At 44.3% G+C, this 25,977-nt stretch carries 27 protein-coding genes; 21 read left to right on the top strand and 6 right to left on the bottom strand.

Going from position 1 to position 25,977, the window contains the following annotated elements:
* Positions 1-3 precede the first annotated feature (3 nt).
* From aroD to IPM65_07225, 17 genes are all read left to right on the top strand, one after another.
* Complete coding sequence (aroD, locus tag IPM65_07305) at positions 4-672, top strand: type I 3-dehydroquinate dehydratase (protein QQS43910.1); 669 nt, start codon at positions 4-6, stop codon at positions 670-672.
* Between the two features lie 125 nt (positions 673-797).
* On the top strand, positions 798-1,907 hold the full coding sequence (gene aroC, locus IPM65_07300; GenBank protein QQS43909.1) for a chorismate synthase: 1,110 nt from the start codon (positions 798-800) through the stop codon (positions 1,905-1,907).
* A gap of 221 nt (positions 1,908-2,128) precedes the next feature.
* A complete protein-coding gene (locus tag IPM65_07295; GenBank protein QQS44732.1) occupies positions 2,129-3,067 on the top strand; it encodes a branched-chain amino acid transaminase in 939 nt (312 codons plus the stop codon).
* Positions 3,068-3,069: 2 nt separating this feature from the next.
* The gene (gene ilvB / locus IPM65_07290; GenBank protein QQS43908.1) at positions 3,070-4,761 is read left to right on the top strand and encodes a biosynthetic-type acetolactate synthase large subunit; all 1,692 of its coding nucleotides are present in this window, start codon (positions 3,070-3,072) and stop codon (positions 4,759-4,761) included.
* Between the two features lie 9 nt (positions 4,762-4,770).
* Complete coding sequence (ilvN, locus tag IPM65_07285) at positions 4,771-5,250, top strand: acetolactate synthase small subunit (protein ID QQS43907.1); 480 nt, start codon at positions 4,771-4,773, stop codon at positions 5,248-5,250.
* A 172-nt stretch (positions 5,251-5,422) separates the two neighbouring features.
* Positions 5,423-6,934, top strand: coding sequence for a 2-isopropylmalate synthase (locus IPM65_07280; GenBank protein QQS43906.1), 1,512 nt, complete (start codon positions 5,423-5,425; stop codon positions 6,932-6,934).
* A 129-nt stretch (positions 6,935-7,063) separates the two neighbouring features.
* Positions 7,064-8,308 carry a threonine ammonia-lyase IlvA gene (ilvA, locus tag IPM65_07275; GenBank protein ID QQS43905.1) on the top strand — a complete coding sequence of 415 codons (1,245 nt, stop codon included), beginning with the start codon at positions 7,064-7,066 and terminating at the stop codon, positions 8,306-8,308.
* Positions 8,309-8,440: 132 nt separating this feature from the next.
* Entirely contained in the window at positions 8,441-10,195 is a 1,755-nt protein-coding gene (ilvD, locus tag IPM65_07270) for a dihydroxy-acid dehydratase (protein QQS43904.1), read from the top strand.
* 165 nt (positions 10,196-10,360) lie between these two features.
* The gene (locus IPM65_07265) at positions 10,361-10,732 is read left to right on the top strand and encodes a RidA family protein (protein QQS43903.1); all 372 of its coding nucleotides are present in this window, start codon (positions 10,361-10,363) and stop codon (positions 10,730-10,732) included.
* 25 nt (positions 10,733-10,757) lie between these two features.
* A complete protein-coding gene (ilvC, locus tag IPM65_07260) occupies positions 10,758-11,810 on the top strand; it encodes a ketol-acid reductoisomerase (GenBank protein ID QQS43902.1) in 1,053 nt (350 codons plus the stop codon).
* 1 nt (position 11,811) lies between these two features.
* Complete coding sequence (gene leuC, locus IPM65_07255; protein ID QQS43901.1) at positions 11,812-13,224, top strand: 3-isopropylmalate dehydratase large subunit; 1,413 nt, start codon at positions 11,812-11,814, stop codon at positions 13,222-13,224.
* Entirely contained in the window at positions 13,221-13,835 is a 615-nt protein-coding gene (leuD, locus tag IPM65_07250) for a 3-isopropylmalate dehydratase small subunit (GenBank protein QQS43900.1), read from the top strand. Before leuC ends, leuD begins: the two co-directional genes overlap by 4 nt.
* Positions 13,836-13,879: 44 nt before the next feature.
* Positions 13,880-14,296, top strand: coding sequence for a hypothetical protein (locus IPM65_07245; GenBank protein ID QQS43899.1), 417 nt, complete (start codon positions 13,880-13,882; stop codon positions 14,294-14,296).
* Positions 14,293-14,613 carry a hypothetical protein gene (locus IPM65_07240; GenBank protein ID QQS43898.1) on the top strand — a complete coding sequence of 107 codons (321 nt, stop codon included), beginning with the start codon at positions 14,293-14,295 and terminating at the stop codon, positions 14,611-14,613. Before IPM65_07245 ends, IPM65_07240 begins: the two co-directional genes overlap by 4 nt.
* On the top strand, positions 14,591-14,896 hold the full coding sequence (locus IPM65_07235; GenBank protein ID QQS43897.1) for an FtsX-like permease family protein: 306 nt from the start codon (positions 14,591-14,593) through the stop codon (positions 14,894-14,896). Before IPM65_07240 ends, IPM65_07235 begins: the two co-directional genes overlap by 23 nt.
* A gap of 42 nt (positions 14,897-14,938) precedes the next feature.
* Complete coding sequence (leuB, locus tag IPM65_07230; GenBank protein ID QQS43896.1) at positions 14,939-15,994, top strand: 3-isopropylmalate dehydrogenase; 1,056 nt, start codon at positions 14,939-14,941, stop codon at positions 15,992-15,994.
* A 3-nt stretch (positions 15,995-15,997) separates the two neighbouring features.
* On the top strand, positions 15,998-16,222 hold the full coding sequence (locus IPM65_07225; GenBank protein QQS43895.1) for a DUF167 domain-containing protein: 225 nt from the start codon (positions 15,998-16,000) through the stop codon (positions 16,220-16,222).
* On the opposite strand, the gene serS is transcribed toward IPM65_07225, so the two are convergent.
* From serS to IPM65_07210, 3 genes are read right to left on the bottom strand one after another with little or no spacing between them, the layout of a single operon-like run.
* Positions 16,223-17,479 (bottom strand): serine--tRNA ligase, encoded by a 1,257-nt coding sequence (gene serS / locus IPM65_07220; GenBank protein QQS43894.1) that lies wholly within the window; start codon positions 17,477-17,479, stop codon positions 16,223-16,225. It lies immediately after the preceding gene.
* A gap of 21 nt (positions 17,480-17,500) precedes the next feature.
* Positions 17,501-18,286, bottom strand: coding sequence for a hypothetical protein (locus IPM65_07215; protein ID QQS43893.1), 786 nt, complete (start codon positions 18,284-18,286; stop codon positions 17,501-17,503).
* Between the two features lie 9 nt (positions 18,287-18,295).
* Positions 18,296-18,913 carry a non-canonical purine NTP pyrophosphatase gene (locus IPM65_07210; protein QQS43892.1) on the bottom strand — a complete coding sequence of 206 codons (618 nt, stop codon included), beginning with the start codon at positions 18,911-18,913 and terminating at the stop codon, positions 18,296-18,298.
* A 20-nt stretch (positions 18,914-18,933) separates the two neighbouring features.
* Here IPM65_07210 and IPM65_07205 point away from each other — a divergent pair, with 20 nt between their 5' ends.
* The gene (locus IPM65_07205) at positions 18,934-19,128 is read left to right on the top strand and encodes a hypothetical protein (GenBank protein ID QQS43891.1); all 195 of its coding nucleotides are present in this window, start codon (positions 18,934-18,936) and stop codon (positions 19,126-19,128) included.
* Here the strand turns inward: IPM65_07205 and IPM65_07200 are convergent.
* Entirely contained in the window at positions 19,118-19,675 is a 558-nt protein-coding gene (locus IPM65_07200; protein QQS43890.1) for a hypothetical protein, read from the bottom strand. The two genes, IPM65_07205 and IPM65_07200, sit on opposite strands and share 11 nt — an antisense overlap.
* 58 nt (positions 19,676-19,733) lie before the next feature.
* On the opposite strand from IPM65_07200, the gene IPM65_07195 reads away from it, so the two are divergent.
* The 3 genes from IPM65_07195 to IPM65_07185 are packed head-to-tail and all read left to right on the top strand — an operon-like array spanning position 19,734 to position 21,966.
* On the top strand, positions 19,734-20,843 hold the full coding sequence (locus IPM65_07195) for a hypothetical protein (GenBank protein ID QQS43889.1): 1,110 nt from the start codon (positions 19,734-19,736) through the stop codon (positions 20,841-20,843).
* Positions 20,830-21,297, top strand: a complete 468-nt coding sequence (locus tag IPM65_07190; GenBank protein ID QQS43888.1) for a hypothetical protein — start codon at positions 20,830-20,832, stop codon at positions 21,295-21,297. Before IPM65_07195 ends, IPM65_07190 begins: the two co-directional genes overlap by 14 nt.
* Positions 21,298-21,309: 12 nt before the next feature.
* Positions 21,310-21,966 (top strand): hypothetical protein, encoded by a 657-nt coding sequence (locus IPM65_07185; GenBank protein QQS43887.1) that lies wholly within the window; start codon positions 21,310-21,312, stop codon positions 21,964-21,966.
* A gap of 19 nt (positions 21,967-21,985) precedes the next feature.
* Here the strand turns inward: IPM65_07185 and IPM65_07180 are convergent, their stop codons facing one another.
* The gene (locus IPM65_07180; protein ID QQS43886.1) at positions 21,986-24,361 is read right to left on the bottom strand and encodes a non-canonical purine NTP pyrophosphatase; all 2,376 of its coding nucleotides are present in this window, start codon (positions 24,359-24,361) and stop codon (positions 21,986-21,988) included.
* A gap of 16 nt (positions 24,362-24,377) precedes the next feature.
* A complete protein-coding gene (gene guaA, locus IPM65_07175; protein QQS43885.1) occupies positions 24,378-25,967 on the bottom strand; it encodes a glutamine-hydrolyzing GMP synthase in 1,590 nt (529 codons plus the stop codon).
* Positions 25,968-25,977 lie beyond the last annotated feature (10 nt).

The raw sequence follows: 25,977 nt of genomic DNA, 5'->3' as shown, positions 1-25,977 counted from the left end.
GGTATGGATATCAAAATCTGCACTCCGGTCACAGGAGGCACCATAGATGAATTTTTGAGTAATCTTGCAAAAACACAGGACATTTCTGACTGTATTGAACTTCGTGTTGATTCGATCCGAGGGTTGTCTATGGATCATATCCGAACTATCAAAGATCAGACGAAGAAAGAAGCGATTTTTACCTGCAGATCAAAAGAGGAAGGCGGAAGTTTCGAGGATCCGGAAAATCAACGGGTCAAAATTCTTCAGCGCGGGATCGGACTTTTTGAATATGTTGATATTGAATTATCGACGGTCAAAAAACATGATTTCAGCTGCGAAGACGGTACTAAAGTTATTTTGTCATATCACAATTTTGTTGAAACGCCAAGTTATTGGGATATGCAAAAGGTGATTTTTGAGATGAGTAAGTTCAAACCGGATGTCCTGAAAATAGCCACTATGGTACAGAAAGAGTATGAAGTCACAAAGTTGTATCGGTTGCTTACGAATAAACCGCATACGGAAAACAGAATTGTGATAGGGATGGGAGAGAAGGGACGTATCACCCGGATTCTTGCTCCGCTTCTCGGGGGTTTTCTGACATTTGCATCTACTCCGTGGTGTGAGAGTGCGCCGGGGCAGATAGAGATTGGGGAGATGAAGAAGGTGTATAAAAGTTTGTTGATATAAATTTATTACTATTTTTTAAATCACTCGTAACCGAAAATTTGTTCAGAAGTGAACTCGCCCTAAGCTTGTCCGCTCAAACATCCACTTCATTCACAAATTTTGGTTACTTCGTTCAGTAATATAAAATGCTTAGATTTTTAACAGCCGGCGAGTCGCACGGCAAAGGATTAACGGTTATTATTGAAGGGATGCCTGCCGGTGTTCCGATTTCGGTTGACTACATCAACCAGGAACTTGCAAAAAGGCAGAAAGGAGCAGGATCAGGAGGACGGATGCTGATTGAAAAAGATGAGGTTGAGATCTTGTCGGGTATTCGTTTCGGCAAGACGATTGCCAGCCCGATTTCCATGATTATATGGAATAAAGATTTCAAAAACTGGGGTGACAAGATGAGTATCAAAGAGCAGCCTGAAGAAGTTGTTGCATCGGCCCGAGTGACTGAGCCGCGTCCCGGGCATGTCGACCTTCCGGGCGTCCAGAAATACGGATTTGATGATGTCAGAAATGTTTTAGAAAGGGCATCTGCCCGCGAGACGACGGCAAGGGTTGCTGCCGGTGCCGTTTTTAAACAACTGCTTATGAGAGACGGAATAGAGATTGCAAGCCATACCGTCCAGATCGGCGATATTTCCATTGACACAGAATACACTTTTGAAGATATTCAAAAAACGTATGAAAAGGATCCCGAGATACGGTGTGTTGACCCGAAAACATCCCAACGAATGAAAAAACTGATTGAAAAAGCACGCAAGGAAATGAATACTCTTGGAGGTGTCGTTGAGGTATGGGCAAACAATATTCCTCCGGGTCTTGGAAGTTATGTGCATTGGGACAGAAAAATTGACGGACAGATTGCTCAGGCACTGATGAGTATTCAGTCAGTAAAAGCGGTTGAGATAGGATCAGGTATCTCTGCTTCGGGATCATTTGGATCAGATGTACATGATGAGATCTTTCACAATAAAGAGGAAGGTTATTACCGAAAAACAAATCGTGCGGGAGGCGTTGAAGGCGGAGTCACGAACGGGATGCCCGTTGTCGCCCGCGTCTATCATAAACCGATATCAACACTTTACAAGCCGATGAATACCGTCGATATCTCGACAAAAGAACAGGTAAAAGCGACCGTCGAACGGTCTGATATCTGTGTGGTACCACGTGCTGGAGTTGTTTCTGAAGCGATGCTTGCGTATGTCCTCGCACAAAATATTCTGGAACGATTCGGAGAAGTGTGATGCTTGTGTTTGCATTATGAAGATTTGTTTTCTATAATACTTTTTATCGTATGAAAAATCCGATGTCATTTGCACTTATTGTCCTCCTTATTAACCGCTAACGGCGGGAGGGCATTCGAATGACATTTGCACCCGCCAGACAGGCGGGTTTTTTTTTAGCCTTGAAAGCTTATGTAAGTAAAAATGAGCCCAAAGGAAATTATTATTTTTTTTCCAAATATATGTCCCATCTTCAAACTACCTCACATCCTTATGCATTTTTTGAGGGCAAAGTCGTCAAAACGGAAGATGCAAAAGTATCAGTTATGACGAATGCTCTGCAGTACGGGACAGCTGTTTTCGGTGGAATACGGGGTTATTACAACAAGGAAAAAGGATTTATTTCTCTTTTCAGAATTGACGATCACTACAAGCGATTTCTTAATTCTCTCAAAATCATCGGAGTCGATCTTCAGTACAACAGAGAGGAACTTGTGAAGATTACGACCGATCTTACCGAAAAAAATAATCCGCAGTCCGATACCTACTTCCGCCCATTTGCCTATGCCGGAAGCACGAATTTATCACCCAATCTCGATCGTGATCATGAGTTCAGTTTTGCTTTGTATATGATTCCGTTGGGTGATTATTTGCCGACTGATAAAGGAATCAGCGTTTGTGTATCTTCCTGGAGACGGATTTCTGACAATGCCATCCCTTCACGAGCCAAAATAGCCGGCGGATACATCAACTCAGCAATGGCAAAACATGAAGCAACCTTGAACGGTTATGACGAAGCGATATTTCTGAATGAATCGGGGCATGTCGCAGAAGGATCAGCCATGAATTTCTGCATGGTGCGTGACGGAGTACTGATCACTCCGCCGAAAAGTGATGATATTTTAGAGGGAATCACGAGAAGATCAGTGCTTCAGCTTGCGAAAGATCAGGGTATCCCGGTGGAAGAACGTACGATTGACCGCAGTGAACTGTATGTTGCGGATGAAGCATTCTTCTGTGGGACGGGCGCTCAAATAGCATGGATTTCGCATATCGATAAAAGACGGATCGGCAACGGAAAAAGAGGAACGGTTTCCGGGACGCTCCAAGACCTCTTTTTCAGAGTCGTACGCGGCAACGAGAAAAAATATGAAAGTTGGTGTACCAAAATCAAAGTGTAATTATGAAAATATCAGGTTCACAAGCAGTTCTTGAATCGTTACTCCAAGAAAATGTGGAAGTAATATTCGGATATCCCGGAGGGGCTATCATGCCTGTTTACGATGCTCTGTATGATTATACAAATGACGGAAGGATCAAGCATGTGCTTGTCCGTCATGAACAGGGAGCGGGACATGCTGCCGAAGGCTACGGCCGGATGACAGGTAATCCGGGTGTTTGTCTCGTGACATCAGGACCGGGAGCGACCAATTTAGTGACGGCTATTGCTGATGCGATGATGGACAGTGTCCCGATGGTATGTATTTCCGGACAGGTACACAGCGGAGTGATCGGTACCGATGCATTTCAGGAAGCGGATGTGATAGGCATAACTGCACCGGTCACCAAATGGAACTATCAGATCACAAAAGCAAGTGAAATACCGGAAGTGATGGCAAAGGCTTTTCATATTGCCCGTACCGGCAGACCCGGACCGGTACTTATTGACATCACCAAAGATGCGCAATTTGAGATGATGGATTTTTCGTATCCCGAAGACATTTCGTTACAGAGTTATCAGCCGACAACCGAACCTCATCAGAGACAGATAGAGATAGCAGCACGTTATTTAAACAATGCAGAACGTCCTTTGATATTAGTAGGTCAAGGCGTACAGATTGCCAAAGCTCAAAAAGAACTTCAAGCGTTTCTGGAAAAAGGAGATTTTCCGGCAGCTTTCACGCTGCACGGTCTTTCCGCACTTCATTCAGGACATCCTCTTCATGTCGGTTTCTTGGGGATGCACGGCAACTATGCTCCGAATATGCTCTCAAACAAAGCCGATGCTGTTTTGGCAATCGGAATGCGGTTTGACGACCGGGTGACAGGCAGGCTTTCCGATTATTTGAATGATGCAACCGTCATTCATATTGATATTGATCCGGCGGAGCTCAATAAAAATGTACCTGCTGATGTGCCGATTGTGGCTGACGCCAAAATTGCTTTGCAATCACTGACAAAAGCAATCCGTAAAAACACTCATACAAATTGGATACGTGAATTTAAGAAACTCTATGAAGTAGAAAAGAAACAAGTAATTGACGGAGTCACACATCCGAAAACCGGGGAAATAACAATGGCAGAAGCAGTGACGCTGCTGTCTGAACTGACAAAAGGAGAAGCCGTTGTCGTGTCTGATGTCGGACAACATCAGATGGTTACGGCAAGATATTACCGGTTTTCCCGTCCGAATAGCTGGATTTCCTCAGGCGGGATGGGAACAATGGGATTCGGCCTTCCTGCTGCAATGGGTGCAAAATTTGCCCGTCCCGATCAGGAAGTTATTTCAATTTCAGGTGACGGGGGTATCCAGATGAATATACAGGAGTTTACTACTCTGGCTCAGGAGCAGCTTCCAGTGAAAGTGATTATTCTTAATAACGGCTTTCTGGGAATGGTACGACAATGGCAGCAGCTTTTCTTTGAAAAGCGGTATTCGATGGTGAATATTCAGAGTCCTGATTTTGTGACAGTAGCAAAAGGGTGCGGTTTGGAAGCAGACCGTGTTGTGGCAAGAATTGATCTGAAAAAGGCATTGCAAAAGATGCTTGATCACAATGGTCCGTATGTACTTGAGATAAAAGTCGAGCAGGAAGAAAATGTATTTCCCATGATCCCGACCGGTTCATCAGTTGACGAGGTACGTCTCGCATAATTACATCATATGAAACAACGGTATACCATAACGGCAATAGCAGAAAACAAACCGGGCGTCCTGTATCGGATTGCTGATTTGCTGCTTCGCCGCAAAATAAATATTGAGAGTCTGACGGTTTCGGAGATTGAACATAAAGGAATGTCCCGATTTACGATTGTGGTCGATGCGGAACGTGATCTTGTTGAAAAGATCGGAAAGCAATTGTATCGGATCATTGAGATGACAAAAGTCATTGAGAGTACTGACGATGAGCTGGTGCCGCGTGAAATTGCCCTTATCAAGGTGACGGCAAAGACAAAAGAAAAGCGTGAAGAAATCGAACAACTGGTACGATTGTCAAAAGGAAGAATAATTCACATTGATAAGAATTATTTAGTAGCTGAGATTACGGGTGACGAGAAGGAAATCGATAAACTGGACGAGTTGCTGCAACCGTTTGGCATTAAGGAGATTGTGAGGTCGGGAAGGATTGCAGTATTTAAGTGACAGCCGAATGCTGTCATCCCGGACCCCGATCCGGGATCCAAGATTTATTATAAATATTTCGCTAGTAACCGAAAATTTGTTAGAGGTGAACTCTCCGCCAGCTGGCGGATCGAACATCCACCTCTGCACAAATTTTGATTACTGCGCTCAATTTAAATTACATACATTACATATGAAAAACAAAGTATATATCTTTGATACTACTCTGAGAGACGGTGAACAGGCTCCGGGGTGTCAATTGAACACTGTTGAGAAAATTGAGGTTGCAAAAGCTCTTGAATCATTGGGTGTCGATGTTGTTGAACCGGGTTTTCCGATTTCATCAAAAGGTGATTTTGATTCGGTTGTAGAGATCACAAAAGCAATTTCTAAACCGGTCATTTCTCCTTTGGCGCGTGCGATTAAGGGAGATATTGATTGCGCCGCAGAATCTCTGAAGTATGCAAAACGAAAACGGATTCATACGTTTATTTCAAGCTCAGACATTCACATTAAATACGTTTTCAAATCGACAAGGGAAGAAATCCTGCAGCGTGCCATCGATGCCGTGAAACACGCTAAAAAATATGTTGAGGATGTGCAGTTTTCACCGATGGATGCAGGACGTACTGAAAATGAGTTTTTGGCACATTTTGTTGAGAAGGTTATTGAAGCCGGGGCGACCGTCATCAATATTCCAGATACGACAGGCTATTGTATGCCCTGGGAGTTCGGGGAGAAGATCAAATATCTGGTTGATAATGTGAAAAATATTGATAAAGTCACGATTGCCGTGCACTGTCACAATGATCTGGGTCTGGCGACTGCGAACGCTTTGGCAGGCGTCGTGAACGGTGCTCGACAGGTGGAAGGGACTATAAACGGTGTCGGAGAACGGGCGGGGAACACTGCGCTCGAGGAGGTCATTATGGCAATCAAAACGAATCACGGATTGGATTTTGATATGGGCATCAATACCAAAAAGATATATCCGACAAGCCGTTTGGTTTCAAGACTGATGAAGATGCCGGTTCAAGCAAACAAAGCTATTGTCGGTGCAAATGCATTTGCTCATGCTTCGGGTATTCATCAGGACGGGATGCTCAAAAACAAACAGGCATTTGAGATTATGCAGCCGACTGATGTCGGATTGGAGCAAACTCAGATTGTTTTGGGAGCAAGATCGGGTCGGGCTGCATTGAATCATCGTTTGCAGGAGCTGGGATTTACGTTGAATAAGGAGCAATTGGATGCATTGTATCCGAAGTTTCTGGAGCTTGCCGACAGCAAGAAAGAGGTCAATGATGAAGACCTGCAGATGCTGATGGGTCGGGCGGGGGACGTACAGAGGAAAATACAAATTGATCTTGTTGAGGTGGTATGCGGGTATCCGTTGAAACCGATGGCATCGGTCAAATTGAAAATCAATGGCAATGAATTTATTGCCTCTAAGACAGGGAACGGTCCGGTGGATGCGTCATACAACTGCGTCAATCAGATTATAAAAGATTCTGATCTAATGAAAAAAATTCCGGTTTTGAAAGAATTTTTGATTCAGGCTGTAACAAAAGGGTCGGATGATATTAGCCGTGTGAACGTACAGCTTGAATACGGGAAGAAGATGCATTACGGGTTCGGCTCTGATACAGATATTGTTGTTGCTGCTGTACAGGCGTATGTTGATGGGTTAAATAAATTAATTTAAAGTTGTTTGTGGGTTATGATTCGCTTGTAACCGAAAATTTGTTAGAGGTGAACTCTCCGCCAGCTGGCGGATCGAACATCCACCTCTGCACAAATTTTGATTACTGCGCTCATTGCACCAAAAAGTATTATGAAAATCACGATAAAAGAAATTGAAGAAGCGGCAAAGAGGCTGAAAGGGATTGCTCAGAAAACGCCTTTGCAGTACTCAGCCCGCTTATCAAAGAAGTACAAAGCTAACGTCTACATAAAGCGGGAAGATTTGCAGGAGGTTCGGTCTTTTAAGATACGGGGGGCTTATAATAAAATGGCTTCGATGACTGCAAAACAGCGTGAAAACGGTGTAGTCTGTGCCAGTGCCGGAAATCATGCACAGGGCGTTGCTTATAGTTGTAATGCGTTGAAGGTGCACGGTACCATTTTTATGCCGATCGTCACACCGAATCAGAAAATTGAGAAAGTCCAGCAATTCGGGGACGGGTATGTCGATATCAAATTGGTCGGGACCACTTTTGATGATGCAAGTATTGCGTCTCAGGTATTTGCCAAAGAGAATAATGCTGCATATGTCCATCCTTTCAACGACCCGATGACAATTGCAGGTCAGGGTACGGTGGGAAAAGAATTGTTTGAAGAACTCAAAGGAAAAGTGGATTTCGTGCTTTGCGCTATCGGGGGCGGCGGACTCATATCAGGTGTTTCGACGTTTTTGAAAGGGAAAAATCAACATATCCGGATTGTCGGTGTCGAACCTGAAGGTGCACCCGGGATGTTTGAATCCATGAAGCAGAATACGATTGTGACCCTTGATACGATCGATACGTTTGTAGACGGAGCGGCTGTGAGGACGGTCGGAAATCTTACTTTTGAAATCGCAAAAAAATATGTTGATGATATCGTGCTTGTTCCCGAAGGAAAGGACTGTACGACAATGATTGAGCTGTATCAGAATGAAGGGATTGTCTCGGAGCCGGCAGGAGCGCTTTCAATCTCTGCACTTGATTATCTTGCGGAAAAGATCGCAGGGAAAACGGTTGTGTGTGTGTTGAGCGGAGGAAATAACGACATTTTGCGCTATCCGGAAATTATGGAAAAAAGTCTGGTGTATCAGGGAAGAAAGCATTATTTTATTGTCGAGTTTGCTCAGAAGCCGGGTCAGCTGAAACGGATGCTTGATGAGTCACTCGGTCCCAATGACGATATTGTCCGATTCGAGTATATCAAGAAGACGAATAAGGAAAAGGCTCCGGCACTTGTCGGGATTGAATTAAAAGATAAATCTGATTTGAAACCATTGATGGAACGGATGGATGCGATCGAATTGAAGTACCGGAAGCTGACTGAACAGGATATGCTGTATGAGTATCTTGTATAGTTTTTAATAAAGTTTCGCTTGTAACCGAAAATTTGCTAGAGGTGAACTCTCCGCCAGCTGGCGGATCGAACATCCACCTCAGCGCAAATTTTGGTTACTGCGCTCTTGCTAATTAGAATTTTAAAACAATAAATGTCAAAAACATGTGGAGACGGCTGCTGCTGTCACGATGAACAACCTGAACTAAAAGGAAGAAGTGAGGAGTTGACGAGCCGTCCGGGAGAAGAATCGTGGGTGAAGAGAGCTCCTGCTCGTGCTATGATGCGTGCCGTCGGATACGATACTGATGATTTTGAAAAACCGCTGATTTGTATTGCCGCTCCGTATACGGATGTGGGTCCGTGTAATGCTCATATTGACGAGCTTGCCCGTATTGCTGAAGATGAAGTTGCAAAATGTGACGGTAAGCCGTATATGTTCGGAACGCCTGTTGTCACAGACGGAGAGACGATGGGGACTGAGGGTATGAAGTATTCTCTTGTCTCTCGTGAATGGATTGCGGATTCGATTGAGATGATGTCAGAAGCATATTTTGCAGACGGTACGATTGCTTTTTCCGGCTGTGATAAAACAATTCCGGCATCATTGATGCCATTGGCTCGCAATAACTCTATCGGAATCACGTTGTATGGAGGGACAATTCTCCCGGGCACATATATAGATCGTGATTTAAATATTGTCAGTGTTTTTGAGGCAGTCGGAGCATATTCTGCGGGAAAGATGAATGAACAGGAGTTTCATGAAATTGAGACCAGATCCTGTCCGTGTGCCGGTGCTTGTGGCGGTATGTATACCGCAAATACTATGGCCAGCGCCATTGAAGCAATGGGGATGTCGGTTCCGGGAAGTGCTTCTCATCCGGCAATGAACAGGATGGGACGTATATCTGAAAAGAAAGCGGAAGATGTGGCAAAAACAGTGGAAGCATTATTCAACCTGATGAAAAAAAGTATTAGAGCACGTGATATTATGACGCGAAAGGCTTTTGAGAATGCGATTGTGGTAGTACAGGCATTGGGAGGATCTACAAACGCCGTTCTTCATCTGTTGGCTCTCGCACACGAAGCTGATGTCGAGCTTTCGATTGATGATTTTGAAAAAATCGGTAAAAAGGTGCCCTTAATCGGTAACTTCAGTCCGTCCGGTGATTATATGATGGAGCATCTTAATGAAATCGGGGGCATACCGATGGTGATGAAAATGCTTCTTGATGCAGGTTTGTTGCATGGAGATTGTCTGACAGTTACCGGTAAAACCGTAGCGGAAAATCTGAAGAATGCCTCTGAACGTCCCCGAAATCAGGATATTATTTCATCTCTTGAAAAGCCATTCGCACCTCCGGGCCATCATCTGGCGATCATGAAAGGGAATATGTCTGAAGAGGGGGCAGTTATGAAATTGTCAGGGAAAATGATAAAGCAGCACAAGGGACCGGCCAGGGTTTTTGAATGTGAAGATGATGCTATGAATGCCATTCTTGACGGAAAAATCAAACACGGAGATGTGATTATCATTCGTTATGAAGGTCCGAAAGGCGGCCCGGGAATGAGAGAAATGCTCTCACCGTCAGCAGCCCTTATGGGTGCGGGCATGGGAAAGGATGTGGCATTGATTACTGACGGACGGTTCTCGGGAGGGACGCACGGTATTATGGTAGGTCATATAGCGCCTGAAGCGGCTGACGGGGGGCCGATTGCAATGGTAATGGAAGGAGATATTATCGATATAGATGTTGATAAACGCCAGATTAATATTCTCGTTGATGCAAAAGAGATGCAAAAGAGGAAGGAAAATTGGAAAAAACCTGAACCCAGATATAAGAGAGGAATATTGGCAAAGTATGCAAAATTAGTTTCCAGTGCGTCAAAAGGCGCAGTTACCAGTTGAGATTTTGTTCAATATTTTATTTTTCAAAAGATTCGAATGCGAATTGTTGAACTTTTTCAAGCCGAGTTAGATTTCGTTCACCACGTATGAAACTGGCGGCAGCGTGAAAAAGTTTCAAAATCCGCATTTTTCATCTTTTGTGCATTAATTATTTACCAATTACCTATGAAAACTATTCAAACAAATAACGCTCCAAAAGCAGTCGGACCGTACTCACAGGCGATTGAAACTGAACAATTTATTTTCTGTTCAGGTCAAGTTGGTATTGACCCGGAAACGGGATCTTTGGTTGACGGTATTGAAAATCAAATGAAGCAGGTAATGTCGAACATTAGCAATGTCTTGTCGGCAGCCGGAACGGATCTTGATCATGTTGTGAAAACAACGATATTTCTTGCTGATATGGGAGACTACAAAATGGTAAATGAGATTTACGGATCATATTTTCCCGAACATAAGCCTGCACGCTCAACGGTCCAGATTGCGGCACTGCCGTTGGGAGCTTTAGTAGAGATTGAAATGATTGCGGCAAAATAATTGATTATTAATTTATGTTTTTATTATGGCAAAAATGAATTTCGGTGGCGTTGAGGAAAACGTCGTAACCCGTGAGGAATTTCCTTTGGAGAAAGCTCGCGAAGTATTAAAAGATGAAACTGTGGCTGTTCTCGGGTATGGTGTGCAGGGCCCTGGACAGGCTTTGAACATGAAGGACAATGGAATCAATGTCATTGTCGGTCAAAGAAAAGGTTCTCAGTCGTGGGATAAGGCAGTCAAAGACGGCTGGGTTGAAGGGAAAACTCTTTTCGAGATAGAAGCGGCGGCAGAAAGAGGAACAATTATTATGTATCTGTTGTCTGATGCCGGACAAAAGGCATTTTGGCCCAAACTGAAACCGCATTTGACGAAAGGGAAAACATTATATTTTTCCCACGGATTTGCAGTAATTTACAGTAATCAGACGGGGGTCGTTCCTCCGGAAGATATTGACGTTGTATTGGTTGCACCGAAAGGTTCAGGACTTACGGTCCGTCGGAATTTCCTAGACGGCAGCGGTATCAATAGTTCATATGCCGTGCATCAGGATGTATCAGGGAAAGCAGAAGAAAAAGCCAAGGCTCTCGGGATTGCGGTCGGTTCAGGATATCTGTTTGAGACCACTTTCGAAAAGGAAGTGTTTAGTGATCTGACAGGTGAACGCGGTATTCTGGTCGGTGCTCTTGAGGGACTTTTTGAAGCACAATATAATGAACTGAGAAAACACGGTAACACACCGAGTGAAGCATTCAACGAAACAGTTGAAGAACTGACGCAAAGCCTTATCCGCCTGGTCGGCGAAAAAGGGATGGACTGGATGCTTGCCAATATCTCAACTACAGCACAGAGGGGAGCTCTTGACTGGAAAGACAAATTCCGTGATGCGACAGCACCTGTTTTTGAAGAGCTTTATAAGAGTGTCGAATCTGGAGAAGAAGCTCGCCGAACTCTTGAGAAGAACAGTGATCCGAATTATCGTGAAGAACTGGAAAAGGAACTGGAAGAACTCAGAAATATGGAAATGTGGCAGGCCGGGGCAAAAGTTCGGGAACTCCGACCTGAAAATCAGAAAAAATAATATGAAGAAACCGAAAACATTATTCGACAAAATCTGGGATGCACATGTAGTCAAGCAGGAGGAGGGATTTCCTTCCGTTCTGTATATCGATGCTCACTTTATTCATGAGGTTACTTCCCCTCAGGCTTTTGACGGACTGAGGAAAAGAGGTATCCCTGTATCGAGAGTCGACCGCACATGGGCGACAGCAGATCACAATGTACCGACAAAAGATCAGCATCTTCCGATTAAAGAATTGCTTTCACGGAAACAGGTACAGATGCTTGAAAAGAACTGTCGCGAATTCGGTGTCGAACTTTTCGGACTTGGTCATCCCTGGCAGGGTATTGTTCATGTCATAGGACCCGAGCTTGGTGTTACTAAACCCGGGATGACAATCGTTTGCGGTGACAGTCATACATCAACTCACGGAGCATTCGGATCAATCGCATTCGGTATCGGGACCAGTGAAGTAGAGCAGGTACTTGCGTCACAGGCAATCCTTCAATATAAACCTAAGACTATGAATATTGAAGTTAACGGAAAACTGAGAAAAGGAGTGGTCGCGAAAGATATAATTCTTTATATCATTTCCAAGCTGAGTGCGTCAGGAGGAACCGGATACTTTGTCGAGTATACGGGATCGGCAATCCGTGATCTTTCGATGGAAGCCAGGATGACAATCTGCAATATGAGTATCGAGATGGGAGCACGGGGCGGAATGATTGCACCTGATGAAAAGACCTTTGCATATATGAAAGGACGGAAATATATGCTGAATGGAAAAGCCTGGGATGAAGCAATTGAATATTGGAAAACGCTCCCGTCGGATGAAGGTGCCGTCTATGACCGCGTTGAAGTTTTTAATGCAGAAGATATCGAACCGATGATTACATACGGTACCAATCCGGGAATGGGTGTAGGAGTCACGGCGCACGTGCCGCAATCAAATGAATTCAATACAGAATCGGACCGTAAACAATTAGTGAGATCACTGCAGTACATGGGTTTGCAGGAAGGGCAACCGATGATCGGCCAGAAAGTCGATTATGTATTTTTCGGCAGCTGCACAAATTCACGTATAGAGGACTTCCGTCTTGCTGCACAAATTCTTAAAGGCAGAAAAAAAGCAGATCATATAAAGGCGATTCTTGTACCGGGATCGACACAGGTACTGGAACAGGCGAGAAAAGAAGGTCTCGATAAAATATTTACTGATGCAGGATTTGAGCTTCGTGGTGCGGGTTGTTCGGCCTGTCTCGGGATGAATGAAGACAAAATTCCGCCGGGAAAATATTGCGTCTCGACAAGTAATAGAAATTTTGAGGGAAGGCAGGGACCGGGTGCTCGCACTATGCTCGTATCTCCTTTGACTGCAGCGGCAACTGCTATTGCCGGTGTAGTCACTGATCCCCGTGAGTTATTAGCCTTATGAAAAAATTTGAAATACTGACATCAACGGCGGTGCCTTTACCTATCGAGAATATCGATACGGATCAGATTATCCCGGCACGTTTTTTGAAGGCAACAACCCGAGAAGGTTTCGGAGAAAATCTGTTCCGTGATTGGCGGTATTATACTGACGGAAAACCTAAAGCAGATTTTGTGTTGAATAACCCAACGTATACTGGCGAGATATTGGTAGCCGGCCGAAACTTCGGATGCGGCTCAAGTCGCGAGCATGCTGCCTGGGCGCTCTCTGATTATGGTTTCCGTGTCGTTATTTCCAGTTTTTTTGCAGATATTTTCAAAAGCAATGCACTCAATAACTATCTTCTTCCTGTACAGGTTTCTGAAAATTTTTTGCGGAAGCTCTTTGCAGCTATTGAACAGGACGTGAAAACAACAATCGTTGTGAATCTTCCCGAACAAACTATCGAACTAATAAAGAGCGGGGAAAAGGAATTTTTCGACATCTCTCCCTACAAAAAAATGTGTCTTATAAACGGTTTCGATGATGTAGGATACCTGACAAGCAGTTTGACAGAGATAATTGAGTACGAAAAGGGCCGATCCCGAGTGTTTGCCAATGTGAGAAAACAGTAAGAAATACCCTTGATCTGAAAGCGGAAATTGGCTATACTGAAATAATGGGATTGAGGCTCTGGGATATATCTAAAACATTTGCAGAAAACTGCAAAAAAAACCTGCAAAAAGGAGCCTCTTTTGACCTATTCCGATCACCTAAAGCTACATCGAAGAATATTTTTACTTTTTTTAATTCAGTAACTTCATATCTTTCCTCATTGGGTATCGCAAGAAAATTTCAGTATGTTATTGCTCTAGCTATAGTGGTTTTTGTCTTCGGATCGGCAGTTTATTTCGTCAACCAAATATATGCATTGACTTTGTATTTTACTCAGTCTGACTGGTCGGGCGGAGCGGATACCGATGCTACCATTAATAACTCCAATGCCACAGGTTGGACGAAATTTTATTCAAAGACAGCGGGAATAGACAATTCAACATCAGGAGAAATCAAAATCAAAATCGAAACATCACCGTGAACATAAGAACGATTATTTATACAACAGCCATCTTCTTCCTATTCATTTTTGTATCTCCTTCTATCCAAGCAGCATCCGTGTCATGGGATGGCGGAGGCGACGGAGCATTCTGGACGGATCCGGAAAACTGGAGTAATGATGCAATCCCCGGAGCTACAGATGACGTTACTGTTGACTCCAACGTAACGGTGAGATTCCCGGGAAGCGCGGTTAAAAATGTAGCCAGAGATGCGGCAATTTCCGGTAACTTTTCCGGTGATGAGACAATCCTTAATAACGGGTCCAGAAGTGATTATGAAATCGATCGGCGCGACTGATAAGCTGATACAGCAAATGTTTTTAGCTGAGTCGGTTTTTATGGGTCTCGGAGGCGGAATAGCGGGGCTTATTCTCGGGTTTTTATTTACCGTAATCTTTAATATCCTGATTAATGTGCTTGCATTGAGTTTGGGAGGAAAATGGATTGATATCTTTTATACACCGCCCTGGTTTATCGTTCTTGCGTTGTGCTTTTCGATTTTTATCGGTTTCGGCACAGGCTATTTTCCGGCCCGTCGTGCCGCAAAAATTAATCCTCTTGATACTCTGCGTTACGAATAAAAGGCACCCAATTCTTATAAAACTTTAGTAAAATAGGAGCTTATGAAAACACATATTGCTCTTCTTCCCGGCGACGGTGTCGGCCCTGAGGTTGTACAGGCAGCAGTTACCGTTCTTGATACAGTCGGTTTGAAATTCGGACATGAATTTAATTACAAAAATGCAGTTATCGGCGGTGCGGCAATCGATGCTGCCGGTGATCCGTTCCCCAAAGAAACCGAACAGGTGTGTCTTCAGTCGGATGCCATTCTTTTCGGAGCAATCGGCGATCCAAAGTACGACAACGATCCGTCTGCGGCGGTTCGTCCGGAACAGGGACTTCTGAACATGAGAAAAACACTCGGGCTCTATGCAAACGTCCGACCCATCCAGACATTTTCCGCGACGGTAAATACCTCCCCTTTAAAAAAATCTATAGTTGACGGAACTGATTTTGTCGTCATTCGTGAACTTATCGGAGGAATTTACTTCGGGGAAAGAGGACGGAGGAAAAACGGCACGGAAGCATTTGATACCTCCAGTTACTCCATATCAGAGATAACACGGGTATCAAAATTTGCATTTGAACTGGCTGAAAAAAGGCACCGGCATCTGACTCTTGTTGACAAAGCAAATGTTTTGGAAACATCCAGGTTGTGGCGGGAGACTGTGAGGCATATGTCGAAAGAGTACCCTGACGTGATTGTGGAGTACATGTTTGTTGACAATGCTTCGATGCAGATTATTAAAAATCCTTCACTTTTCGACGTCATTCTTACTGAGAATATGTTCGGGGATATCCTGACAGATGAAGCATCTGTCATCACGGGGTCAATCGGAATGTTGCCGTCAGCGTCAATCGGTGAGAAGACTTCGCTGTATGAGCCGATACACGGTTCCTATCCGAAAGCGGCCGGAAAAAACAGTGCAAATCCGATAGGAACAATATTATCTGCAGCAATGATGCTTGAACATAGCTTTAACCTGACGGAAGAAGCTCAGGCGATTCGGCAGGCAATTGAGAAAACATTGGAAGAAGGATACGGTACAAAAGATATCGTACTGGATTCTCCGCTGGGAACACAGGAAATGGCAGAAAAAATTGCTCTTCATATCTAAAGTATGCCCAAAATCATCCGGGTAAAGGTCATTCCCAAAGCAAAGATCTCGGGAATTTCTCAGGTAACGGATGTACTCAAAGTAAAAGTACATGCTCCCGCTGAAAAAGGTAAAGCGAATAGGGAAGTTATCGAAATACTTGCTGAATATTTTTCTGTTGCGAAATCTGCCGTTATATTACTTGAAGGGGAAACCTCATCTCATAAAGTCTTCAGAATTGAGGACTGATTATTTCTTCTTTATGACGTCAAAACCGGTATACGGCACAAGTACCTCAGGGACTTTGACAGTTCCGTCTGCCTGCTGGTAATTCTCCAGAATTGCAATCAAAATCCGGGGCGATGCCACTGCGGTATTGTTGAATGTATACACATACTCAGTTTTTCCATCTTTTGTTTTGTATCTTATATTCAAACGTCTTGCCTGAAATTCTCCCATGATTGAGTTGGACATAGTTTCTCCGTATCCCTGTCTCGAAGGCATCCAGGTTTCGATATCATATTTTTTAAGCTGCGGTTCACCCATATCTCCCGTACACATGAGCAGCTGCCTGTAAGGGAGCTTGAGATCCTGCAAAATCCCTTCGGCATTTTCTTCAAGTTCTTCATGAATTTTCCTTGCTTCGTCCAAATCATTTTTTCCTAAAATCACCTGTTCAATTTTCCAGAATTCGTGCAGGCGGTACAACCCTTTTGTGTCTTTCCCGTACGCTCCGGCTTCCTTTCTGAAGCAGGGTGAAAAACCAACATATCGTTTCGGAAGATCTTTTTCCTGCAAAACTTCACCGGAATGATAGGCTGTAATCGGAATTTCGGCAGTTCCCGACAGATACATGTCTTCTTCATTCAGTTTATAAACATCCTGCTCACTTCCCCAGGGAAAATGACCTGAACCGAAAAGAGTAAATTTCTTTACAATGGAGGGAGCTATAAACGGGGTGTAACCCTTTTTACTCAGTTTCTGGAATACATAAAAAAGAAGCGCGAGATGGAGGATTGCGCCTTCATTTTTCAGAAAATAGCCGCGGAAGCCGGAAATTTTTGAGCCTCTCTCAAGATCGAAGATATCAAGTTCGGTGCCGAGAGTGATATGGTCTTTTATTTCAAAATCAAACTTTGCTGGTTCCCCCCATTTTTTTAGTTCCTTATTTGCAGTTTCATCATGACCTATCGGCACTTCATCAAGCGGGACATTGGGGATATACAGCATGAGTTCATTAAATTCAGTTTCCGTTTTTTTGAGTTCTTCTTCAATATGTTTCAGTTCTTCCTTGATGGCTTTTCCGCGTTCGATCTGTTCTTTGGAAGGAGGTCGTTGTGAAGCTATCTGATTGCGTTCTTCGCGGAGCAACTGAGATTTCTGGATAAGCTCCCGACGCGCGGTATCAAGTGAAAGCAAACGATCAATATCAACTTCTCTGTTTTTGTTTTTTGCCGCAACTTTTACCTTGTCGGCATTGTCGCGGATATATTGGATATCGATCATATTGTCCTATTGTATCACAACTTAGTCCTCAATTACCTTATCTCCGTCGGGGAATTTGGACTGAATGTAGGAGTGCAGTGGTTTTGAGAAATGATGAATATATCGATAAATTGCCATCATAATCAGGATTGCTACACACAGGATGACGAAAAAGAACGACGTGGGATGTTCGTTCAAAGTGACCGTTTCGTAGCGCAGCACGAAAAACAGTCCCGAGACGAGAACGAGCAGAGTATAAAACATGATACGGGTCACATGAGTTATGACAAATGAAATTGATGTCGCAATCGCAAGACCCGTCGCAAAGATACCCAATATTATTTCCTGATGAGGTCTAAGTATCTCAGGACTTCCCTTAAACAAATCAAGAAGAACGATGACGTAAATTACAAGTGCAGCAGGGATATACGTAAGCTTATGCCCGAACGGCCAGTGAAAGAAAAACAAAATATGATCGGTTTCCTCCGTAAACTTATTATTTTTCAGACTTTTTTCGATGCTGACTGCCGCAATATGACCTCCCAATCCGATTCCGAGAAGGAGGGACATGAGCGTGATTGTAAAAATCGCAAGAATTTCCCAGCGGAGCTGCGAAAGATACTGAATATTTAGGATTTTCGCATAAAGAGCCAATATCCCGATAAGTCCGACTATCGGGCCGACAATATTTCCGAAAAACAAATCCTCCCGCATATTAAAGCGCATACGCCGGGAATCTTTTTTTGAGTAATAATACCGGTTAGTAAAAATGAGAAAGATCGTAAATGCAGGCAAAACGAAATACAGAAAGAAGGAATTTGCGTTCATAACACTATTTTACACCATAACTTTCTCTTTTATATGCTTTTTGAGCCGTCTTAAGGCTTTCAGACGATGATTTATCTGATGATGTTCCTCTTCGGTAAGTTCGTCATAAAACTTGTTGTATTCTTTCACAACAAAAAGAGCCCGATAGGGATACCCGTTGGTATCCCAGGTAAGGGCCTCCTTTGTGATTCTGCCGTCTATCCCTTCCTGTTCACAGAAGTATTCATCGCTCTGAGGAAAATGCAGACAGATGCATGTCACCAGTTGGGCAGTGCGGTTTTCTTCGGGGATATGCTTCATTTTATCGAGGGCATACTGAATGAGTTCTTTATCAGTCGCTTCGTATCCCGGCCAGCGGCGGGACTTAACTCCCGGTTGTCCTTCCAGGGCGTCGATCATCAGACCTCCGTCATCTGAGATGACCGGCATATTGACCTGTTTGCCATAGAAGGCTGCTTTTATTTTTGCGTTTTCTTCAAACGTTTCACCATCTTCAACAGGTTCACCTGTTACGTTGACATCTTTGAGTGTTAAGATCTGCAATCCTTGTGCGACAAGATCCCTGAGTCCGTAGGTAATCTCTTCACGCTTTGCATTATTGGATGTCGCGATTAGAATTTTATTCATATTGGCATTATACTAAAAGGATGAAACGCTTTGTTTTAATTGCCGTAATCGTTATGGCATTGGTTGTTGATATCTCGGGAATACTTGATCTTGCAAACGGCCGGAGTGTTGATTATTTTAATACGGTATTTACCCTGGTACTCAGTCTTTTTGTGATAGGTTTTGCTGTCTATCTCCTACGTAAAAAGGATTCAACGAAAAAGATTATTCGATAATCCGTTCGATCTCCCACTCCTCAAAACCGATTTCAAGCATTTTTTCTTTTGCATGTTTGACGGATCCGAGCATCTTTGTAAATCCTTCCGCGGTCTCCCGGACATCATATGGGAAGACTATCCAGGCATCCAGGCTTTTTTGATGAAAATCCGGAATAAAAGTGGTATGCGGTTTGATATACGGAGACAATGTATAGACCTTTTTCACGCCGCGTTTTTTAAAATAATCAGTGACGATTTCAAAAGTCGCTCCGGTATCGGAAACTTCATCGATGACAAGAATAGATTTCTCGGATAAATCCTTCTGCGGTTCTTCAGTGATAACCGGTACTTTTTGCTTTTTCATATCTTTATATGAAGTAAGCGTAATATGTGATATCGGCAGACAGCCCAACAGATCTGAGAAGATACGGGAAACAATATCGCCGCCCCGGCAAATTGAGACGATCTGATCAACCTTAATATCTTTTAACTGAGTATGGTAAAGATCCAGGCAGTCTTTTTCGAGATCTGACCAGGACAGTTTGTGGAATGAAATTTCGTTCATAAAATGTAATAAATGGTTCACAATCGGACAATACCATTCTATAATTAACCTATAAAATATGCCAGCAGAAATTCTTCATAAGCATGAAGACGACAGACCCCAGCATGAATGTGGACTAGGACTTATTTATACCTATGATCCTCAATACATTCAGGAAGACTTACTGAAAATAGGCTATGCTTTGCAGCACAGAGGACAGAACGGTGCAGGTGTCGCGACAGATACCGGTTTTCGGGTCACCGGTGCAGGATTACTTCGTGATGCGATTTCTCCGCATGATCTGGAAAGCGAACGGAAGAATCAATGGGGTATGGTTCACCTGCGTTACGGAACAAGCGGCGGGTACGGATCAGAAAATATGCAGCCTGTGGAAATCGTAATAAACGGCCAAAAAGTTCATGTCGCAGTCAACGGAAATATCCCAAACCCCGATAGGCTGAAAAAGTACTGTCCGGCAGTTACGGATGCAAATGTAAGTGATACTGTTCTTGCCGCACATACCTTAGCCTCTATCCAGGGAGAAAGCATGGACGAAAGGATCAGAAGGTTTGCAGAGCTTCCGGAAATTGCAGTATCTGCCAACAATATGATCATCGGATCGGGGAAGGATGCATATATCATTCGGGATCAGTTCGGACTGCATCCGCTCGTTGTCGGTTCGTACCGAAACGGCGAAGGCGTCATTGTCGCTTCGGAAACTGTGGCACTTCAAAAAATCGGATCGACAGTCCTCGGTGAATTTGCACCAGGATCCGTACTGAAAATCAGTCCTGACGGGACGTCGATACTCCGGGACGGAAGTGATCCGTCACTTCGACAAAGCTGTATGTTCGAACCGGCATATTTTTCGAGTCCGAACAGCCGTTTCCCGACCTATGAAGGACAGCCTCCTGACCAATGGCTTTCTGTCGGACAATTCAGGATGAGGACCGGAGAAATTGCGGCTCAGGAAGCTCCTGTCCCATACGCGGATTTTGTGGTCGGCATGCCGGACTCCGGGGTTCCGTTTGCAGCGGGTTTGGCAAACGGGATGAAGAAACCGTACTATCCCTCAGTCATCCGAAGTCATTATGACGGAGACGAGGAAATCACCAGGACTTTTATGCAGGATGTACGGATGTCAGGAATTGCTGCCTTGGTGAGGGGGGGAGCTGATGCCGGTAGATGACTATAGAATCTGGGAAGACAAGGTTGTGGTGATAGGCGATGACAGTCTTGTAAGGGGAAATACCGCCCGTGAAGTGACGCGAATGCTTCGTGAACTGGGTGCAAGCGAAATACACTGGAGATACGGTTTTCCGCCCGTGCAGTATCCCTGTCATCTGGGAGTCAGTTTCCGTTCCCGCAATGAACTTCTTGCTGCTATGTTTGACAATGACTGGCAGAAAATGGCTGAGTACCTGGGAGCAGACAGTGTAGCATTTGTCAGTAATGAAGGTATGCTCATGGCAGCAAAAGAATGCTCAGCTAAAGACCTCGTAATACCCGAACAAAGCAGGGAGATATATGCTGCAAACGGATACTGCGGCGGATGTACGACCGGAGTGTATCCGGTCATGCCTGAAGGGACAATTTACAGATCCTCGAAAAAAACTATTGCAATGAACGGAATTTTTCGTTAATATTCTTCATTAATGGAAACCCTAAAACCTCAAGTAGAATACGAACCTGCCTCACGTGGAATGCTTCTCGTTATGACGGGTCCGTCTGGTGCGGGAAAAGATACAATAAGCAATGAAGTCATGAGAATCCCGGGGTTTGATGCCGAACGGATTGTGACATATGCATCCCGTGATCCTCGACCGGGAGAGGTCGACGGAATAGACTACAATTTCGTGTCTTTAACCCAATTTGAGGAAATGATTGCGGCGGGTCAGTTTGCAGAGTATTTTAATTATGCGGAAGAAGGACAGCCTCCTGATTATAAAGGGACAACGAGAGAGCCTTTTGAAAGAGTACTTGCGGGTGAAAATACCATTTGGCGTATTGACCCCAGTCGTGCAGCACAAACCGATACATTCTTTGAAGATAATTTCTCTGCCGAAGAAGCTGCACTTCTTAAAGAGAGAACGCTCGTGGTTTATGTCGGAGTTCCGGCACTTACTACCTTGTATCATCGGGTGAGAGGCCGAAATCCTGAAGAATTTGCGGCAAAAAAAGAGAAATTCCTCCAGAGACTTGAAAGAGATTGGTCAGACTGGGAAAAATTCGGGCATTTATTTGAGCATGTCGTGATGAATGACGGAACGGTAGAAGATGCGGTGCAAAAGGTGCAGGAACTCAGCAGGTAAAGCTGTCCCAATAACTGTATCACATCTGAGGGCGATGTGGTTTTGCCGTTGCTACTGATCCGGGGCTTGCGGCACGATGATTATCTCCGTCATCCTTGATATTTGCGATTATTTCATCAATCGAACTTGCACGCTGATCCGCAAGGGTACGCCCAAGCATACTTCGCATCGCATAGAAATAATGGGTAATACTTACTGCCCAGTGAGGAGTTTTCATATATCCGGGTTTTCCTTCATCATTTTTGAGTTGTCCTGCAGGATTGGTGCGATCAGCAAGGCCGAGTGCTTCTTCGACCATTTGTGTCCACGGACTGGCAGTCCCGGAGTACGGCTGGACCGGTGCACCGGATTTATGCAGTATGCTGAGTCCTCCTTGAGTCTCGACGCAACCGCGTACCATGCTTCCGTCTTTTGATATCTGTTCTATTCTCCCCATCCAAGGACCGAACCATGTTCCCAATCCGCCTTCAAATCCGAGTGATACATCGTTAAATTCTTCTCGTTTTGAGAGTCCGTAGATGATCTCAATAGCATTTGCAGCCGCTCCTCCTTCGAGTGAAGTACAGTTTTCCCCTCCACCGTGTCCTCCAAGCAACGTCAGGGCAATGCCGTATTCCTGGGATACTTTCAGGAGCTCTTCTGCCTGTTTGATATCAACGATAGGTCCGACACACAGATGAAACGGCAGTGTTTCATTCGGATCGCGTTTTTCTTTTACCGTTTTTCCGATTGCGCGGGCGGCATCAACAACTTCAGGTCCGGGGTTTGTTGTATAAATTCGCAAACTTCCGCATCCTGACTGAATAAGTTCATCCGTCTGATTTGCAATTGCTTCAATATCTTTACCGCTGACACAGACACCGATCTGTGCGACTGCGAGCTTTCTGATGTCATCATTTTCTTCGCCAGGGATCATGTCCTCAACATAGGTTTTACATTCATCAAACATCTTTTTCCGTCTGTCAAAATCAACAAACAGACTGTTGTGCGGGATATATGACCTCATGAATGATAGTGCTGCGGTCGTCACGACATCCCGTGATCCTGTCACCGGCGGCATCCCGCCGAGAGCAAATACCGATGTCGGAACGCCGTTTCTGTTTAGAATATGATTCATTGCAGCGGCTGTGCGGCTTTGACTTTCTTCGGAGTACTGTCTTGCATAAGCAAGATCTGTAAATCCGGGGACTGAAAATGTTTCGACTTCCTGAGGTGTAATTTCATGTCCGTTTTGGCCGTTTTGACCCAGAAGCGCTTCGAGGATAGGAGACTTCTGATTTGGTCTTGTCGGAGTTTTTTCCTTCATCAGCTGTCTCAGTTTTGCATACATTTCGGGATTATGATGAATCGAGTATTCATATGCCCGCTCGGCAAGAGCGCGTCTGTATGAATCGGCCTCATGCTGCATGAAGCTCGGTCTTCCGTCGGGATTGATGACAAGCCGGGTAGGCTGACCGTTGGGCAGCTTTCGGAGATCGTATCCGTTTACGATAAGTCCGAGGTCAGGTGAACTGGGATCATGGGTATATTGCCAGATGTCTTCATGAAGACGTACTTCATAAAACGGAGGCAGATCTTCTTCTTCAATTGTCAGACTTTCATTTTCCTGCATCCCGCCGAGTGACCTCAGACCGAATGCATGTTTCCTGGCCTGTGCCATTGCTTCACCTTTAAAGTATTCCTCATCAATTGAGTCAAGTTCCATATCTAGGCTTTTTGCCAGTGCGTGTACCCAGATTCCAACTGAAAAGGGATCCTCAAGGATTTTCCTGATGGCTTCCTGTCTCATTGAAAGCTCCATTTTTTCGTCCAGTGACATCTGAGCAAATGTTCGGGGTTCCGATCCCTCTTCCCATCCTTCAAGTGCTTCCTGTCCGTCCGGAATAAAAATATCATCCCAGCCGAAGTCCGGATTGCCAACGGGTTTTTCCGCTATACGGCCGGTTACTCTTCCTTTTCTTGACTGGACTTCCTGTCCGTCATAAACGGCATAAATTGTTTCGGCTTGTGCGCTGCGGTCTTCTCCGTCAAGTATTTTGCATAATTTTTTTCGTTTATTGCGGTCACCTGCCCAGAATTTGACAAAAGGAGGCTGACAGATATCAGACATTTCATAAATCGTTAGTCCGGTGTCTTCAACAATTACAGGAATTCCGCCTGCTGCTTCATATGCCGCTTTTGCTTTTTTCTCAACTACTTTTTCCAAAGATTCATCCTGGATTTCATCAACGTCGACTTCTACTGTTTGAAGGAGTTTGATAGGCATACCCATGCCGGCAGCAAACTCTTTGACTTTATGAGGATTGGTTGTTCCCAAGGGAGGGAGAGAAGATGTGATTTGATCAGGGATGACCTGATTGATGATCGGCGTTCCTTTTTCAACTCCTACTGCCATAATCTTATTGAGAGGATCATTCCCATTCTATTGTTCCGGGCGGTTTGTTGGTGATGTCGTAGACAACCCGATTGACTTCGGTAACTTCTGTAACAATCCGTACACTGATTGCTTCTAAAAGCTCCCACGGCAGTTTTGCAAAACCTGCTGACATGACATCCTTTGACTCAACTGCTCTGATAGCAATCGTTTCGCCGTATGCACGGTCGTCTCCGCGTACGCCGGTAGTTTTAACTCCGGTAAAAATTGCAAAAACCTGCCAGAAATCATCAACCGTTCCGGATTTTTTGATTTCCTCTTGCACAATTCTATCAGCTCTCCTCAAAATTTCAAGTTTTTGTTTAGAAACCTCTCCAATAGTCCGTATGGCAAGACCCGGACCGGGAAACGGATGTCTATGGGTTATTTCCTTCGGAAGACCTAAAATCTTTCCTATTGCACGAACCTCATCCTTATAAAAATTACGAATAGGCTCAAGAAGCATGATGTTCATATGTTCCGGCAATCCGCCGACATTATGATGACTTTTTATATTCTTGGCATGCTTTGTACCTGCACTTTCGATGACGTCAGGATAAATGGTTCCCTGTACCAAAAACGTTGCATCAAGCTTTTTTGCTTCTCTTTCAAGAACATCAATGAATGTCTTTCCGATAATTTTTCGTTTCTTCTCCGGATCAGTGACACCTTCGAGGTTGTTCAAAAACTCTTCTTCAGCCGACACGATTTTGACATTCATCTGATAGTTTTCTTTAAAGACCTTTTCAAGTTCTTCCGTCTCACCTGCACGCATCAGTCCGGAATCGATATAGATTGCCGTAAACTGATCTCCGATGGCTTTATGTACCATAAGACAGGCGATAGAGGAGTCAACTCCGCCTGAAAGTGCTCCGATGACCTGTGCCTCTCCGACAGAATCTTTGATATCCTGAATTTGTTTGTTCACAAACTCTTCAGTGATGGGCTGGTCTTTCGGTGACAGGCCGCAGATACCGGCAAAGTTTTTTAGTATTTGCAGTCCGAATTGAGTATGGACTACCTCGGGATGAAACTGAACTCCGTAGATTTTTCTTTCTTCATCTGCAATTGCTGCGTACGGAATAGTTTCCGTGACGGCGATTTTCTCAAATCCGCTTGGAATCTGCGCAAGCTCATCTCCGTGGTTCATCCAGACGGAAAATGATTGTATGTCATTCAGATGCGAAGAATCTCGTTTTTGTTGACTGGATCCTTCGGTCATTCCTCCCTCAGGATGACTGAAGTCAAAGAGGGGAGATTCCTTCAGAATAGTCAAGGTCGCCGGCCCGTATTCTTTTTTCTTTCCTGGTTTGACTTCTCCGTCGAGGACATGAGCAATAATCTGCTCTCCGTAACAGATACCGAGAATCGGCTTGCCTGTTTCAAAAACTTTTTTATCGATTGTCGGGGCGCCTTCTTCATAGACGCTGGTAGGACCGCCCGAAAAAATGATCCCGTCATACGAAAGATCCTTTGTTTCAGCAAAAAAGTCTTCCGGCTCTACAATTTTTGTTTCAACTGAAATCTCTCTCAGTCTTCTGGAAATAAGGTGGGTTGTTTGGGATCCGAAATCGATAATGATAATCATAAAAAATATG

The sequence above is a fragment of the Candidatus Roizmanbacteria bacterium genome (assembly GCA_016700135.1).
Lineage (GTDB): Bacteria > Patescibacteriota > Microgenomatia > UBA1406 > GWC2-37-13 > UBA1450.
This window is presented reverse-complemented; position numbering and strand designations above follow the sequence as displayed.

Coding starts and splice junctions, on each gene's coding strand:
- aroC (QQS43909.1), top strand. CDS start 798: ATGCTTAGATTTTTAACAGCCGGCGAGTCGCACGGCAAAGGATTAACG.
- IPM65_07235 (QQS43897.1), top strand. CDS start 14,591: ATGAAATCGATCGGCGCGACTGATAAGCTGATACAGCAAATGTTTTTA.
- IPM65_07200 (QQS43890.1), bottom strand. CDS start 19,675: ATGAACGAAATTTCATTCCACAAACTGTCCTGGTCAGATCTCGAAAAA.
- IPM65_07210 (QQS43892.1), bottom strand. CDS start 18,913: ATGAATAAAATTCTAATCGCGACATCCAATAATGCAAAGCGTGAAGAG.
- IPM65_07225 (QQS43895.1), top strand. CDS start 15,998: ATGCCCAAAATCATCCGGGTAAAGGTCATTCCCAAAGCAAAGATCTCG.
- aroD (QQS43910.1), top strand. CDS start 4: ATGGATATCAAAATCTGCACTCCGGTCACAGGAGGCACCATAGATGAA.
- IPM65_07295 (QQS44732.1), top strand. CDS start 2,129: ATGTCCCATCTTCAAACTACCTCACATCCTTATGCATTTTTTGAGGGC.
- ilvN (QQS43907.1), top strand. CDS start 4,771: ATGAAACAACGGTATACCATAACGGCAATAGCAGAAAACAAACCGGGC.
- guaA (QQS43885.1), bottom strand. CDS start 25,967: ATGATTATCATTATCGATTTCGGATCCCAAACAACCCACCTTATTTCC.
- ilvC (QQS43902.1), top strand. CDS start 10,758: ATGGCAAAAATGAATTTCGGTGGCGTTGAGGAAAACGTCGTAACCCGT.
- IPM65_07205 (QQS43891.1), top strand. CDS start 18,934: ATGAAACGCTTTGTTTTAATTGCCGTAATCGTTATGGCATTGGTTGTT.
- IPM65_07190 (QQS43888.1), top strand. CDS start 20,830: ATGCCGGTAGATGACTATAGAATCTGGGAAGACAAGGTTGTGGTGATA.
- ilvB (QQS43908.1), top strand. CDS start 3,070: ATGAAAATATCAGGTTCACAAGCAGTTCTTGAATCGTTACTCCAAGAA.
- leuC (QQS43901.1), top strand. CDS start 11,812: ATGAAGAAACCGAAAACATTATTCGACAAAATCTGGGATGCACATGTA.
- IPM65_07195 (QQS43889.1), top strand. CDS start 19,734: ATGCCAGCAGAAATTCTTCATAAGCATGAAGACGACAGACCCCAGCAT.
- IPM65_07265 (QQS43903.1), top strand. CDS start 10,361: ATGAAAACTATTCAAACAAATAACGCTCCAAAAGCAGTCGGACCGTAC.
- IPM65_07180 (QQS43886.1), bottom strand. CDS start 24,361: ATGGCAGTAGGAGTTGAAAAAGGAACGCCGATCATCAATCAGGTCATC.
- leuB (QQS43896.1), top strand. CDS start 14,939: ATGAAAACACATATTGCTCTTCTTCCCGGCGACGGTGTCGGCCCTGAG.
- IPM65_07280 (QQS43906.1), top strand. CDS start 5,423: ATGAAAAACAAAGTATATATCTTTGATACTACTCTGAGAGACGGTGAA.
- IPM65_07245 (QQS43899.1), top strand. CDS start 13,880: ATGGGATTGAGGCTCTGGGATATATCTAAAACATTTGCAGAAAACTGC.
- IPM65_07185 (QQS43887.1), top strand. CDS start 21,310: ATGGAAACCCTAAAACCTCAAGTAGAATACGAACCTGCCTCACGTGGA.
- ilvA (QQS43905.1), top strand. CDS start 7,064: ATGAAAATCACGATAAAAGAAATTGAAGAAGCGGCAAAGAGGCTGAAA.
- ilvD (QQS43904.1), top strand. CDS start 8,441: ATGTCAAAAACATGTGGAGACGGCTGCTGCTGTCACGATGAACAACCT.
- IPM65_07215 (QQS43893.1), bottom strand. CDS start 18,286: ATGAACGCAAATTCCTTCTTTCTGTATTTCGTTTTGCCTGCATTTACG.
- serS (QQS43894.1), bottom strand. CDS start 17,479: ATGATCGATATCCAATATATCCGCGACAATGCCGACAAGGTAAAAGTT.
- leuD (QQS43900.1), top strand. CDS start 13,221: ATGAAAAAATTTGAAATACTGACATCAACGGCGGTGCCTTTACCTATC.